9 protein-coding genes are annotated in these 13623 nt (G+C 70.4%); 6 read left to right on the top strand and 3 right to left on the bottom strand.

The genetic code is table 11. The annotated features are described in order from the left end of the window. Nucleotides 1–223: 223 nt before the first annotated feature. On the top strand, nucleotides 224–580 hold the full coding sequence (locus tag AB0J10_RS16510; protein WP_363062057.1) for a DUF805 domain-containing protein: 357 nt from the start codon (nucleotides 224–226) through the stop codon (nucleotides 578–580). A gap of 115 nt (nucleotides 581–695) precedes the next feature. On the opposite strand, the gene AB0J10_RS16505 is transcribed toward AB0J10_RS16510, so the two are convergent. The 3 genes from AB0J10_RS16505 to AB0J10_RS16495 form a co-directional block, all read right to left on the bottom strand. Continuing rightward, nucleotides 696–1523 (bottom strand): hypothetical protein, encoded by an 828-nt coding sequence (locus tag AB0J10_RS16505; protein ID WP_363062055.1) that lies wholly within the window; start codon nucleotides 1521–1523, stop codon nucleotides 696–698. Between the two features lie 148 nt (nucleotides 1524–1671). Next, nucleotides 1672–2934, bottom strand: coding sequence for a metallophosphoesterase (locus tag AB0J10_RS16500; RefSeq protein ID WP_363062053.1), 1263 nt, complete (start codon nucleotides 2932–2934; stop codon nucleotides 1672–1674). Nucleotides 2935–3107: 173 nt separating this feature from the next. Then, nucleotides 3108–4220, bottom strand: a complete 1113-nt coding sequence (locus AB0J10_RS16495) for a LacI family DNA-binding transcriptional regulator (RefSeq protein WP_363062051.1) — start codon at nucleotides 4218–4220, stop codon at nucleotides 3108–3110. A 386-nt stretch (nucleotides 4221–4606) separates the two neighbouring features. Between AB0J10_RS16495 and hisC the strand changes: the two genes are divergently transcribed. From hisC to AB0J10_RS16470, 5 genes are all read left to right on the top strand, one after another. Then, nucleotides 4607–5686 (top strand): histidinol-phosphate transaminase, encoded by a 1080-nt coding sequence (gene hisC, locus AB0J10_RS16490; RefSeq protein WP_363062049.1) that lies wholly within the window; start codon nucleotides 4607–4609, stop codon nucleotides 5684–5686. A 309-nt stretch (nucleotides 5687–5995) separates the two neighbouring features. Continuing rightward, nucleotides 5996–7501 (top strand): cytochrome ubiquinol oxidase subunit I, encoded by a 1506-nt coding sequence (locus AB0J10_RS16485; RefSeq protein ID WP_363062047.1) that lies wholly within the window; start codon nucleotides 5996–5998, stop codon nucleotides 7499–7501. Between the two features lie 22 nt (nucleotides 7502–7523). Continuing rightward, complete coding sequence (cydB, locus tag AB0J10_RS16480) at nucleotides 7524–8525, top strand: cytochrome d ubiquinol oxidase subunit II (protein WP_363062045.1); 1002 nt, start codon at nucleotides 7524–7526, stop codon at nucleotides 8523–8525. 52 nt (nucleotides 8526–8577) lie between these two features. After that, a complete protein-coding gene (gene cydD / locus AB0J10_RS16475) occupies nucleotides 8578–12201 on the top strand; it encodes a thiol reductant ABC exporter subunit CydD (protein ID WP_363062043.1) in 3624 nt (1207 codons plus the stop codon). A 366-nt stretch (nucleotides 12202–12567) separates the two neighbouring features. Then, a complete protein-coding gene (locus AB0J10_RS16470) occupies nucleotides 12568–13620 on the top strand; it encodes a M23 family metallopeptidase (protein ID WP_363062041.1) in 1053 nt (350 codons plus the stop codon). Nucleotides 13621–13623: the final 3 nt, after the last annotated feature.

The following is a 13623-nucleotide window of genomic DNA, read 5'->3' as shown; positions in this document are numbered from 1 at the left end:
GCGGTCACGCGGAGGTACGTGCTCGAGTGCATCGAGGCGAGGGCCGATAGGGCCAGGATGTTCCGTTTTGCGGCACTCCGTTGATCACGGAAGTGCGGCGGGTTGATTGCTGTTTCAAGGAGGTGCTGAATTCCCTTGACCCCATGGGGACTCATGGATAAATATCAGCCGCTTGGCCGAAATTCTATGTGTCCCTGACAAGGGGCCAGGGGAGGGAATCGCAGTGAGCTGGTACCTGGCGGTACTCAAGAACTACGTCGGTTTCGGGGGGCGTGCGCGCCGCAAGGAGTACTGGATGTTCACCCTGGTGAACATCGCCGTCCTCGCCGTGCTGATGGGCATCGGCTATGCCGTCGACACGATGATCCCGTACTACGTCTACTACGCGGCGATCTTCATTCCGGCGCTCGCCGTCGCGTTCCGCCGGCTGCACGACACGGGTCGGTCGGCCTGGTGGCTGCTGATCGCCCTCGTGCCGCTCGTCGGCGGAATCGTTCTCTTGGTCTTCATGGCCACGGAGGGCGAGGAGGCGCCGAACAAGTACGGCGCGAACCCCAAGTCCGTTCCGGCCGCGGCCTGAAGCCACGGCCGCGACGGCACAACGGCGAGGTCGGGTGCAGCCCGCGGCTGCACCCGACCTCGCCGTTGTGCCCGGCGACGCGTGGGGCTGGGCGCGAATCCCCGGTGGGGAAGCGCTACTCGGGCTGGTGTTCCGGCGGCCCGAACTCGGGGCTGGTGAAGTCCGGGCTCGTGAACGTGGGGCGGGAGCCGGCCGCGGTGCCGTCGTTCGGGCTCGAGAAGTCGGGGCCGCTGTAGCCGACCTTGGGAATGCGGCTGATCCGGCGGGGCGGGGCGGGGGAGGTCGGATCGGCGCTGGGGTCGGCCAGGGCTGTGCGAAGGAAGGGGAGGACGCCGCGCTCCAGGAGGGCGTGCCGCCAGGCGTCCTTGGCGCGTGCCACCTCGTCGGGCAGTTCGCCGGTCGTCGCGTCCTCGGCGGGCACCTGGGTGGCCCCGTTGCGGATGGCGGTGATCAGCAGCCCGATCGCGGCGGCGAGGAGTCCGGCCGCGGTCAGGGCGCCGAAGAACCAGCCCGCCGTCAGGAGGGTGTCCGCGAAACCGGTGTCGGGGCTGACGGCCTTCAGGATGTAGCCGACGAGCAGGAAGATGAGCGCGGCGGTGCCGGCGAGGACCGGTGCCAGGACGGTGAGCACCGCGGCGAATCCGGCGCCCGTCTCCGGGGACGCCCCGACCGCGGGCCCGAGAACCGAGTGGCCGGCGGGCGTTCCCGCGGAGGCGCGTGCCTCCTCGCGGACCTTCACGAAGTGGTCGTACTCGGCGGCGGCGGCGCTGGTGATGAGCGCGGTGGCGTTCAGCGCCATCGTGCGCAGTTGTTCGGCGTTGAGCCGTCTGCCCATGCCGTCGAGATCCGGGCGGTCGGGCGCTGAGCGCAGCGCGTCGTCGAGGATGCGCTCGTATTCGGCGCGGTCCTCGGCCAGCAGGTGCGGAGCGCTGTTCATGTGCATCCCCCGATGCTCCGTAGGGCCGGTTTGCCCATGTGGGTCGGGCAGTTGGGCGGAAACGGAGGAGAGCCTGCTACGGATACGCCGATGGTAGAGCGGTTACGGCAGGGGGTGACAGGGGGTTTCCGGAAATCGCTTGCGCGGGATTGCCTCAGGCCTGGAGTGGGAGCTGGGCCACCAGCAGCTTTCCGGCCATGGTCACTCCGCCGTCCATGGCGATGGCGAGCCCGTCCGCGTACACGTGCGGCCCTTCCACCAGCGGCTCCGAGTTCCCCTCGGAGTCGGAGTCCTCCGCGCCGACCTCGCCCAGCAGGTACGGAATAGGGCTGTGGCCGTGGACGACGCGGCCGCCGCCGTAGGTGGCGAGCAGTTCCCGGACGGCTTGCGGGCCGTCGTCGTCCCGGAAGGCGAAGCGTTTGGTGAACTTGCGGAAGAGGTCCCAGCACTCGTCCGCGTCGTTGCGGTTGATGATCTCGTGGACGTTGTCGTTGACGTCCTCGATTGTGGTGCCGTAGTCGAGGTAGGCGGTGGTGTCGGAGTGCATCAGCAGATGCCCGTCCTCCTCCACCACCGCGTCGAGCCGGGACATCCACTGCAGATGGACGTCCTGGAGGCGGTCCATGTCGCTCTTCTGGCCGCCGTTGAGGAGCCATGCCGCCTGGAAGGTGGCGGTGCCCGCGCCGGAGTTGACGGGCGTGTCGCCGAAGCGCTTGGCGCCGATGAGCAGCAGCTCGTGATTGCCCATCAGGGCCTTGCAGTAGCCGCCGGCCGCCGCGGCCTCGGCCGAGAGCCGCATCACGAGGTCGATGACGCCGATGCCGTCCGGGCCGCGGTCGGTGAAGTCGCCCAGGAACCACAGCCGGGTGTTGCCCGCGGACCAGCGGCCTTCGGCGTCGATCAGGCCCTGGGCGGTGAGTGCGGCGACGAGTTCGTCCAGATAGCCGTGGACGTCACCGACCACGTAGAGCGGGCCGAGGCCCTCGGCGGCGGGGGCCGGCTGCCCCGCGGGGGCGACGGTCACCTGCACGGTGTCGCCGCGGTTGATCACCGGCAGGTCGCGCTCGGTGGGGGTGTAGCCCTCGGGCGGCTCGTCGTCCGGGATCGCGTCGCCGGGGTGCGCCGGCGGTGCCTGGGGGAGGGACTCCTCGGGGCGGACCGCTGCCGCCCGGGTGCCGTCCTCCGTTCCGGGGGCCGGGGCCGCCCGGTGCGGGGCCTCGGCGGCGGGCGCCGGCCGTGGGGCGGGCTCCCCGTTTTCGTGAGGAACCGCTCGCGGGACTGAGTCCTCCGGGTGCGCGCGCACGTATTCATGGCCGGCGGACTCCGACTGCACCGGAACCTGTGCGTACGGCGGGACGCGGAAGTCGCGCAACGTCGCCGTACGCACCACGGGTCCCTGACCGGCCCCCTGAGTCATCGACCCCTCCACCACCGTCGCGCCGCCCTCACCGCCGGACCGGCCTGGTCGGGGACGGTCCGCGGTGTCGTGCGCCCATCATAGGAACGCGGATCGTGCTGTGTGACGCACCAGGGGTGCTGAATCCGGGTACACCACCGGTTCACCAGTCGTTTCGCCCCAATTGCGTTGGTCTAGTCCTGGGAGGGTGAGCGTGGGGCGCTCACCGTCGTTCGGGGAGAGCGCCGCTGTGAAGAGGTCCGGACGATGAGTTCGGTCGGTATCACCTGCTCGACCGGGCGGCCGCCGTCCACTCCCTCGATCGCGTCGATCAGCAACTGGACCACGGCGGTGCCGATGCGCCGCGGCTTGAGGGAGAGCGTGGTGATCGAGGGCTCCGTGTTGGCGTACACGGTGGACTCGCTGCAGCAGACCAGCAGCAGGTCGTCCGGAACGCGCAGTCCGTACCGGCGGGCGGCGGCGAGCAGGTCCGTGCCGTTGGGGTCGAAGAGCCCGTACACGGCGTCGGGCCGGTCCGGTCGGGCGAGCAGCCGGTCGGCGGCGACCGCTCCGGCGCACGGGTCGTGTGCGGGGTACGCCTCGTACACCGGATCCTGGCCGACGCGTTCGCACCAGTTCAGATAGGCCGTGGTGGAGAGCCGGGTGTACGTGTCCGTGGTGGTCCCGGTGAGCAGGCCGATCCGGCGGGCGCCGCCGGCCGCCAGATGGTCGAGCAGGTCGAGGACGGCGGCCTCGTGGTCGTTGTCGACCCAGGCGGTGACCGGGAGGGCGCCCGCGGGGCGCCCGTCGGAGACGACCGGGAGGCCCTGGCGGACGAGCTCCGTGACCACGGGGTCGTGGTCGGAGGGGTCGATCACGACGGTGCCGTCGAGTGCGACGTTGGACCAGACGTCGTGGCGTGAGGTGGCGGGGAGGATGACCAGGGCGTAGCCGCGGGCGAGCGCGGCGGAGGTGGCGGCTCGCGCCATCTCCGCGAAGTACGCGAACTCCGTGAAGGTGAACGGTTCGTCCCCGTACGTCGTCACCGTGAGGCCGATGAGTCCGGACTTGCCGGTACGGAGCGTGCGGGCCGCGGCCGACGGGCGGTAGCCCAGCCGGTCGGCGACCTCGCGGACATGGCGGCGGGTGGCGTCCGGGAGCCGGCCCTTTCCGTTCAGCGCGTCCGAGACGGTCGTGATGGAGACACCGGCTGCGGCGGCTACGTCCCGGATGCCTGCTCGGCCTTGCCGGCTGCCCCGGCGTGATGTCTCCGTCCGGCTCACCTGGTGCTTCCCTGCTGCTGTCATGGCAGGCCGATAGTAGGGCGAGGCGGGGAGGTGAAGTCGGTCGCATATGCAGGCGTTGACAGGCACGTTTCTGCATGGCTATGAGTCGTCAATTGCCATGGAATAAAAGGAAGTTGGGGTCTCCTGCGTATGTCTCATGGCTGCCGACCGGCGGGGACCTTCCGAATGGCTGAGGTATCGAAGAGGTCTCAACTCACCACTACGAGGGATGCGCGCCACGGCGCGAGCCACCGGCGCGCGGTGATCCGAAGAGCGCCCCTGTCCTTGCCGCGGCTCCCGACCCGTACCCAGGTTGTTCCAGGCTCGCCCATTCGCAGCGGCCGGGAATCCTCATAGGGTGAGCAGTATTGGTGAGCACGATGCACGACGGTCGAGGAGGACCTGCGGTGAGCGAGACGAGCCCCAAGCTGCGCGCCGAGCTGGACGGCATCCCCACATACAAGCCCGGCAAGCCGGCCGCTGCCGGCGGCCCGGTCGCGTTCAAGCTTTCCTCCAACGAGAACCCCTACCCGCCGCTGCCGGGCGTGATGGAGACCGCCGTCGCCGCCGCGGGCGATTTCAACCGGTACCCGGACATGGCCTGTACCGGCCTGATGAACGAACTCGCCGACCGCTTCGGGGTTCCGGTCTCGCACCTGGCGACGGGCACGGGCTCGGTGGGCGTCGCGCAGCAACTGATCCAGGCCACCTCGGGCCCCGGCGACGAGGTCGTCTACGCGTGGCGGTCCTTCGAGGCCTATCCGATCATCACCCGGATCAGCGGTGCCACATCGGTTCCGGTGCCGCTGACCGCGGACGACGTGCACGATCTTGACGCGATGGCGGACGCCGTCACCGACCGGACCCGACTGATCTTCGTCTGCAACCCGAACAACCCGACCGGCACGGTGGTGCACCGCGCCGAGCTGGAGCGCTTCCTCGACCGGATCCCGTCCGACGTGCTCGTGGTCCTGGACGAGGCGTACCGGGAGTTCATCCGTGACGCGGAGGTGCCGGACGGGCTGGAGATCTACCGTTCGCGGCCGAACGTGGCGGTGCTGCGCACGTTCTCCAAGGCCTACGGGCTGGCGGGGCTGCGCGTCGGCTTCGCCGTCGCCCACGAGCCGGTGGCGGCCGCGTTGCGCAAGACGGCCGTGCCGTTCGGCGTCAGTCAGCTCGCCCAGGACGCGGCGGTCGCCTCGCTGCAGGCGGAGGACGAACTCCTGGGCCGGGTCGGAGCACTGGTGGCTGAGCGGACGCGGGTGTACGAGGGTCTGGTGAAGCAGGGCTGGACGGTTCCGCCGACGCAGGCGAACTTCGTCTGGCTGCGGCTCGGGGAGCGTACGGTCGAGTTCGCGGCGGCCTGCGAGGCGGCCGGAGTCGTGGTGCGGCCGTTCCCGGGCGAGGGCGTGCGGGTCACCATCGGCGAGTCCGAGGCGAACGACATCTTCCTGCACGCCGCGGACGCCTTCCGCAGCAGGACGTAGCCCTCGCCCGACGTTCCGCGATCGCCCGCACCCGCTCCGGGGGCGGGCGATCCTCATTCCAGCCGTTCGACAATCTGCTGAATGAACCGAAGGCCCCTCCGGGCTCGTGCGTACCGACCGGCCGGTGGGTCGCTCGGGGACCCCCGCTCGCAGGTTCGGATTCGGTATGGGTCATAATTGCTTGTGAATGTGAACGCGTTCACAAGCGTGTCCGGAAGCTCCAGCTATGTCATGGATGTCCTGGGCAAACTGCCGTGATGTATCCGACGAGCACGCCGACGTGACCACGCCGATGTAAGGAGAGACGACGTGGACCTCGCTCTGGCGCCAGAGACCCTGGCGCGCTGGCAGTTCGGCATCACCACCGTCTACCACTTCCTCTTCGTTCCTCTGACGATCTCGCTGGCCGCGCTGACCGCCGGCCTGCAGACGGCGTGGGTGCGTACGAACAAGGAGAAGTACCTCAGGGCGACCAAGTTCTGGGGCAAGCTCTTCCTGATCAACATCGCCATGGGTGTCGTCACCGGCATCGTGCAGGAGTTCCAGTTCGGCATGAACTGGTCCGACTACTCGCGCTTCGTCGGCGACGTCTTCGGCGCCCCGCTCGCCTTCGAGGCGCTGATCGCCTTCTTCTTCGAGTCCACCTTCATCGGGCTGTGGATCTTCGGCTGGGACAAACTCCCGAAGAAGATCCATCTGGCCTGCATCTGGATGGTCTCCATCGGCACCATCCTCTCCGCGTACTTCATCCTGGCCGCCAACTCCTGGATGCAGCACCCGGTCGGCTACCGGATCAACGAGAAGAACGGGCGGGCGGAACTCACCGACATCTGGCTGGTCCTGACCCAGAACACCACCCTCACGCAGGTCTTCCACACGCTGTCCGCCGCCTTCCTCACCGGCGGTGCGTTCATGGTCGGCATCGCCGCCTTCCATCTGCTGCGCAGGAAGCACGTCCCGGTGATGAAGAGCTCGCTGCGGCTCGGCCTGGTCACCGTGGTCGTCGCGGGTCTGCTGACGGCGATCAGCGGCGACTTCCTCGGCAAGGTCATGTTCAAGCAGCAGCCGATGAAGATGGCGGCCGCCGAGGCGCTCTGGGACGGCGAGGGCCCCGCACCCTTCTCGGTCTTCGCCTACGGCGATGTGGACAAGGGCCACAACAAGGTCGCCATAGAGATTCCCGGGCTGCTCTCGTTCCTCGCGAACGACGACTTCACGTCGTACGTGCCCGGCATCAACGACACCAACAAGGCGGAGCAGGAGAAGTACGGGCCCGGCGACTACCGGCCCAACATCCCCGTCACGTACTGGGGCTTCCGCTGGATGATCGGCTTCGGCATGACGTCGTTCGCCATCGGCCTGGCCGGGCTCTGGCTGACCCGGAAGAAGTTCATGCTGCCACCGGCGTCGAGGGTCGGCGAGGACGAGGTGCCCCATGTGGTGGTGTTCCGGAAGCCGCTCGGACCGAAGCTCACGCGGCTGTACTGGCTCGCCGCGATCTGGACGCTCGGCTTCCCGCTGATCGCCAGCTCCTGGGGCTGGATCTTCACGGAGATGGGGCGGCAACCCTGGGTCGTCTACGGCGTCCTGCGCACCCGTGACGCCGTCTCCCCCGGCGTCTCCCAGGGCGAGGTGCTCACGTCGATGATCGTCTTCACGCTCATCTACGCGATCCTCGCCGTCATCGAGGTCAAGCTGCTGGTCAAGTACGTCAAGGCCGGGCCCCCCGAGCTCACCGAAGCCGACCTCAATCCGCCCACCAAGATCGGCGGCGACGACCGCGACGCCGACCGGCCGATGGCCTTCTCGTACTGAGACCGAGGACTGGATCTGAGGCATGGAACTCCACGACGTCTGGTTCGTACTCATCGCCGTTCTGTGGACCGGCTACTTCTTCCTCGAGGGCTTCGACTTCGGGGTCGGCATCCTGACGAAGCCGCTCGCCCGCAACCGGGTCGAGAAGCGCGTCCTCATCAACACGATCGGACCGGTCTGGGACGGGAACGAGGTGTGGCTGCTCACGGCGGGCGGTGCGACCTTCGCCGCCTTCCCCGAGTGGTACGCCACGCTCTTCTCCGGCTTCTATCTGCCGCTGCTGCTCATCCTGATCTGCCTGATCGTGCGCGGTGTCGCGTTCGAGTACCGGGCCAAGCGGCCGGAGGAGCACTGGCAGCGCAACTGGGAGGAGGCCATCTTCTGGACCTCGCTCATCCCGGCGTTCCTGTGGGGCGTGGCCTTCGGGAACATCGTGCGCGGTGTCAAGATCGACCAGGAGATGGAGTACGTCGGCACCTTCTGGGACCTGCTGAACCCGTACGCCGTCCTGGGCGGGCTCATGACGCTGACGCTGTTCACCTTCCACGGGTCGGTGTTCACGGCGCTGAAGACCGTCGGGGACATCAGGGAGCGGGCCCGGAAGCTCGCCCGTAACCTCGGGCTGGTCGCGGCCGTGCTGGCGCTCGGGTTCCTGGGCTGGACACAGGCGGACAAAGGCGACGGCGCGAGCCTGGTCGCCATGGTCATCGCCGTGTCGGCGCTGGTCGCCGCGCTCGGAGCGAACCAGGCGGGTCGCGAGGGGTGGTCGTTCGCACTGTCGGGCGTCACGATCGTGGCCGCGGTCGCGATGCTCTTCCTGACCCTCTTCCCGAATGTGATGCCCTCGTCGCTCAATGAAGCGTGGAGCCTGACGGTCACCAACGCGTCCTCGAGCCCCTACACCCTGAAGATCATGACCTGGTGCGCCGGGATCGCCACCCCCGTGGTGCTGCTGTACCAGGGCTGGACCTACTGGGTGTTCCGGAAGCGAATCGGTACCCAGCACATCGCCGATCCGCACTGAGGCCGGAGATCCACAGGGACCACTCCGGTCCCCCGACCAAGGGATGTTTCACGTGAAACCCGTCGACCCGCGACTGCTCCGGTACGCCCGTGCCACCCGCCTCTTCATGGCGGCCGTGGTGGCGCTGGGCCTTGCCGGGGCGGCGCTGGTCGTCGCCCAGGCGATGCTCATCGCCGACGTGGTGGTGGGCGCCTTCGAGGGCGGGTTGGACGCCGGTGAGCTGCGGAACCCGCTGCTGCTGTTGGCTGCCGTCGCCGCCGGCCGCGGACTGGTGGCCTGGCTGACGGAGCTGGCGGCCCACCGGGCGAGCGCGGCGGTCAAGTCCGAGCTGCGGCTGCGGTTGCTGGAGCGGGCCGCGCGGCTGGGACCGGGGTGGCTGAGCGGACAGCGGAGCGGTTCGCTGGCCGCCCTGGCCACCCGGGGGGTGGACGCCCTCGACGACTACTTCGCGCGCTATCTGCCGCAGCTGGGGCTGGCGGTGGTCGTCCCGGTCGCGGTGCTGGCCCGGATCGTCACCGAGGACTGGGTCTCTGCGGCGGTCATCGTGATCACCCTGCCGCTGATTCCGATCTTCATGGTGCTGATCGGCTGGGCGACCGAAGCGCGGATGAACCGTCAGTGGGCGCTGCTGTCACGGCTGTCCGGGCACTTCCTCGACGTGGTCGCGGGACTGCCGACACTGAAGGTCTTCGGGCGGGCGAAGGCGCAGGCCGAGGCGATCCGGAAGATCACCTCGGAGTACCGCCGGGTGACGCTGAGGACCCTGAGGATCGCCTTCCTCTCCTCGTTCGCCCTGGAACTGCTGTCGACGCTCTCGGTGGCCCTGGTGGCGGTCGGTATCGGCATGCGGCTCGTCCACGGCGACCTGGATCTCCATACCGGACTGGTGGTGCTGATCCTCGCACCCGAGGCATATCTGCCGCTGCGGCAGGTCGGGGCGCAGTACCACGCCGCGGCGGAGGGGCTGTCGGCGGCGGACGAGATCTTCAGGGTGCTGGAGACCCCGGTCCGTGCCGGTGGCGCGGCGCGGGTGCCCGGCGCCCGGGGAGTTCGGCTGGAGCTGGACTCCGTGACGGTACGGCACGAGGGTCGTGCCGTTCCCTCGCCGGCCGGCGCGTCCCTGACGGTCGAGGACGGCGAGACCGTCGCGCTGGTCGGTCCGAGCGGGGCCGGCAAGTCGACGCTGCTCGACGTCGTGCTCGGCTTCGTGGCTCCGGACGAGGGCGCGGTCCGGGTGGGTGCCCCCGGGGAGGGCCCGGTGGACCTGGCCTCGCTGGACCCGGTGGCCTGGCACCGGCAGATCGCCTGGGTGCCGCAGCGGCCGTACCTCTTCGCGGGGACGATCGCGGAGAACGTACGGCTGGCGCGGCACGAAGCGGACGACGCGGAGGTCCTGGCGGCACTCCGGGAGGCCGGCGCGGCGGACTTCGTGGCCGCGCTGCCGGAGGGCATGGAGACGGCCCTCGGCGAGGACGGCGCCGGGCTGTCCGCGGGCCAGCGCCAGCGGATCGCGCTAGCCCGGGCCTTCCTTGCCGACCGTCCTCTGCTGCTGCTCGACGAGCCCACGGCGGCGCTCGACGGGGAGACCGAGGCGGGCATCGTGGACGCGGTGCGTCGGCTGGCACAGGGCCGGACGGTGCTGCTCGTCGTGCACCGTCCCGCTCTGCTGTCCGTGGCCGACAGGGTGGTCGAACTGCGCCCCGCCCAGCGGGTTTACGCCGACGGGGAGGCTCGGGGGCCGGCCGTTCCCTCCCGGGTGCCCCGCCCGTCGTCCTCGGCCGAGGGCACGGCCGTGACGGCGGGGACCACGCTGTCCGTCGAACCCGCGGAACCGCCGACCCCCACTCTCGAGGACCTTGCGCACAGGGCCGCCCGAGGAGCGTCCGGGCCCGTGGGCGGCGGTGTGCTCGCGCGGGTGCGCGGGATGGCCGGGGCGCTGCGTGGCCGACTGGTGCTGGCGCTGGCGCTCGGAAGCCTGGCACTGGGCTCGGCAGTGGGCCTCATGGCGGTGTCGGGATGGCTGATCTCGCGGGCGTCGGAGCAGCCGCCCGTGCTCCATCTGATGGTGGCGGTCACGGCGACGAGGGCGTTCGGGATGGGGCGGGCGGTGTTCCGGTACGCCGAGCGGCTCGTCTCGCACGACGCCGTGCTGAGGATGCTGGCCGATCTCCGGGTCGGGGTGTACCGCAGGCTGGAGCGGATCGCGCCGGCGGGCCTGCGCCGCACCCGCCGGGGCGATCTGCTCTCCCGGCTCGTGGCGGATGTGGACGCCCTCCAGGACTACTGGCTCCGCTGGATGCTGCCGGCCGGTGCGGCGCTCGTCGTCGGGGCCGGGTCCGTCGGGTTCACCGCGTGGCTGCTGCCCGAGGCCGGTGCCGTGCTGGCCGTGGGTCTGCTTGCAGCCGGGGTGGCCGTGCCGGCGCTGAGCGGGGTGTTCGCACGCCGGGCGGAGCTGCGGCTCGCACCGGCCCGCGGGGCGCTCGCCACCCAGGTCGTCGATCTGCTGAGGGGCATCGCCGAGCTGACCGTCACCGGGGCCCTGGCACGGCGGACGGCCGAGGTGCGGGAGGCCGACCGCCGCCTGACGCGGATCGCCTCGCGCGCCGCGGCCGCCACCGCGCTGGGCGGCGGTCTGTCGGCCGTGGCCTGCGGACTGACCGTCGCATTCGCGGCGTACGCAGGTGTCACGGCCGTGCACTCCGGACGGATCGAAGGGGTCGAACTCGCCGTCGTCGTGCTCACACCGCTCGCCGCCTTCGAGGCGGTGGTGGGGCTTCCGCCGGCGGTGCAGTACCGGCAGCGCGTGAAGCGCAGCGCTCAGCGGGTCTTCGAGGTGCTCGACGCGCCGGTGCCGGTGAGCGAGCCCGCGGCGCCGGTCCCCGCGCCCGCCTCGGCGCTTCCCCTGGAGGTCCGGGGGCTCACCGTCCGCCATGCCGGCGGGCGGCAGGACGCGCTGTCCGGCTTCGATCTGACGCTCACCGCCGGCCGACGCGTCGCCGTCGTCGGTGCCTCCGGCTCGGGCAAGACGACCCTCGCGCAGGCGCTGCTGCGCTTCCTGGACGTACGGGCCGGGACGTACACGATCGGCGGGACGGACGCGACGGCGCTCGACGGGGACACCGTCCGCCGCAGCGTCGGCCTCTGCGCCCAGGACGCCCATCTCTTCGACAGCTCCATCCGGGAGAATCTGAGGCTCGCCCGGACCGGTGCCTCCGCGGATGAACTGCGTGCAGCACTCGCGGCCGCCCGGCTGCTGGACTGGGCCGAGGGGCTTCCGGACGGGCTCGACACCCTGGTGGGCGAGCACGGGGCCCGGCTCTCCGGCGGTCAGCGCCAGAGGCTGGCCCTGGCGCGTGCCCTGCTCGCAGACTTCCCCGTACTGCTGCTCGACGAGCCGGCCGAGCATCTGGATCTCGCCACGGCGGACGCGCTGACCGCGGACCTGCTGGCCGCGACGGAGGGCCGTACGACGGTGCTGATCACCCATCGGCTCCGCGGCCTCGACGCGGTCGACGAGGTGGTGGTGCTGGACGGGGGCCGCACCGTGCAGCGCGGGCCCTATGCGGAGCTGGCGGCAACGGACGGTCCGCTGCGCCGCATGCTCGAGCGCGAGTACGCCGGTGATCTCCTCACGGAGCGACTCAGGGGTCCTGCTCTTCCTGGCAGACAGGTCTGACCGTCCTCAGGGCAGGGCAGCGCCGGAACACCCGGACTCCACGGAGCCGGGAGACGTCTTGGAGCCCATGGACCCGACGGAACACAGGGACCGTCTCGACGCCGCCACCCGTGCGGCCCGGGGACCGCGGGGACGGTCCACCGAACTCACCGCACGGGTGCCGCAGTTGCCGGAGGCGGTGTGCTCCGTCGGACCGGGCCCGGGGCGGGGCCGCGGCGGACGGGCAGCCACCCGTCAGGTGGTTCCGACGTACCGTCACCGACGCGACGGGCGGTGCCGTCGAGAGCCTGGGACGGCTGGGCCGGATGGCCGTACGAACAAGGATAAATGTGGCAGATCCCCCAGGTCTGATGTGACGATCCGGGCATGGGACACCGACAACGCGACTGCCACCGGCGGCTGTTCAGGCCATTGCTGTGCGCGCTGCTGGTCGCCATCCCGCTGCTGCCCGCGCCCGCCGCGTCCGCCAATGACGGTCCCAACGTCAGCGTGCAGGTCGCCCAACTGCTCGAGGAGGTGTCCAGGGCCACCGCCACGTACGAGCGGGGACTGCAGGCGTCCGTGGCCGAGCGCGCCCGGCTCGACCAGCTGCAGTGGCAGCTCGCCGACAGACGGCGTGAGATGCGGAAGATGCACGACAAGCTCGGCTCGGTGGCCAGGGCGCAGTACCGCAGCGGTGGCAACCTCGCGCCCACCCTGGAGCTGATGTTCGCCTCCGACCCCGATGAGCTGCTGCGCGGGCAGCGGATGTACGCCAAGGCCACGATGACGGTGAACCTGCTGCTGGAGGAGGCCAAGGAGGCCGAGCGTCTGACGGCCGTGGCGGAGAGCAGGGCCCGTGAGGCCTGGTACCGCCTGGACGCCCGTACGGCTGAGCTGGCGCGGATCAAACGCGGTATCGAGACCAAGCTCGACGCGGCGCGCTGGTCACTGCAGGCACAGGCGGACCGCAGCGCGGCCTCCGGGCAGTGCGCCGGCTCGGTCCCGCTGCCGCAGACGGACTTTCCCGAAGGCTCGGCCTGGGTGACGCCCGTTCAGCGCTACACCCTGTCGGCCGGCTTCGACAGCGCCGGGACACGATGGGCGAACCGTCACACCGGGCAGGACTTCGCCGTCGGGATCGGCAGCCCCGTGCGCTCGATCGGCGCCGGCCGGGTGGTGTCCGTCTCCTGCGGCGGAGGCTTCGGCATGCAGATCGTGGTCCAGCACAACGACGGCTGGTACTCGCAGTACGCGCACCTCGCCTCCGTCACGGTGGACCAGGGTGACCGGGTACGCACCGGCCAGTGGCTGGGCCAGGCCGGGACCACCGGCAACTCGACCGGGCCCCATCTCCACTTCGAGGTGCGGCTCACCCCGGACTTCGGATCCGCGGTGGATCCGGTGACCTGGCTGCGGAACCGCGGAGTCTGGCTGTGACCC

The organism is Streptomyces sp. NPDC049887 (genome assembly GCF_040656535.1).
In the GTDB taxonomy this organism is placed as follows: Bacteria; Actinomycetota; Actinomycetes; order Streptomycetales; family Streptomycetaceae; genus Streptomyces.
This window is presented reverse-complemented; position numbering and strand designations above follow the sequence as displayed.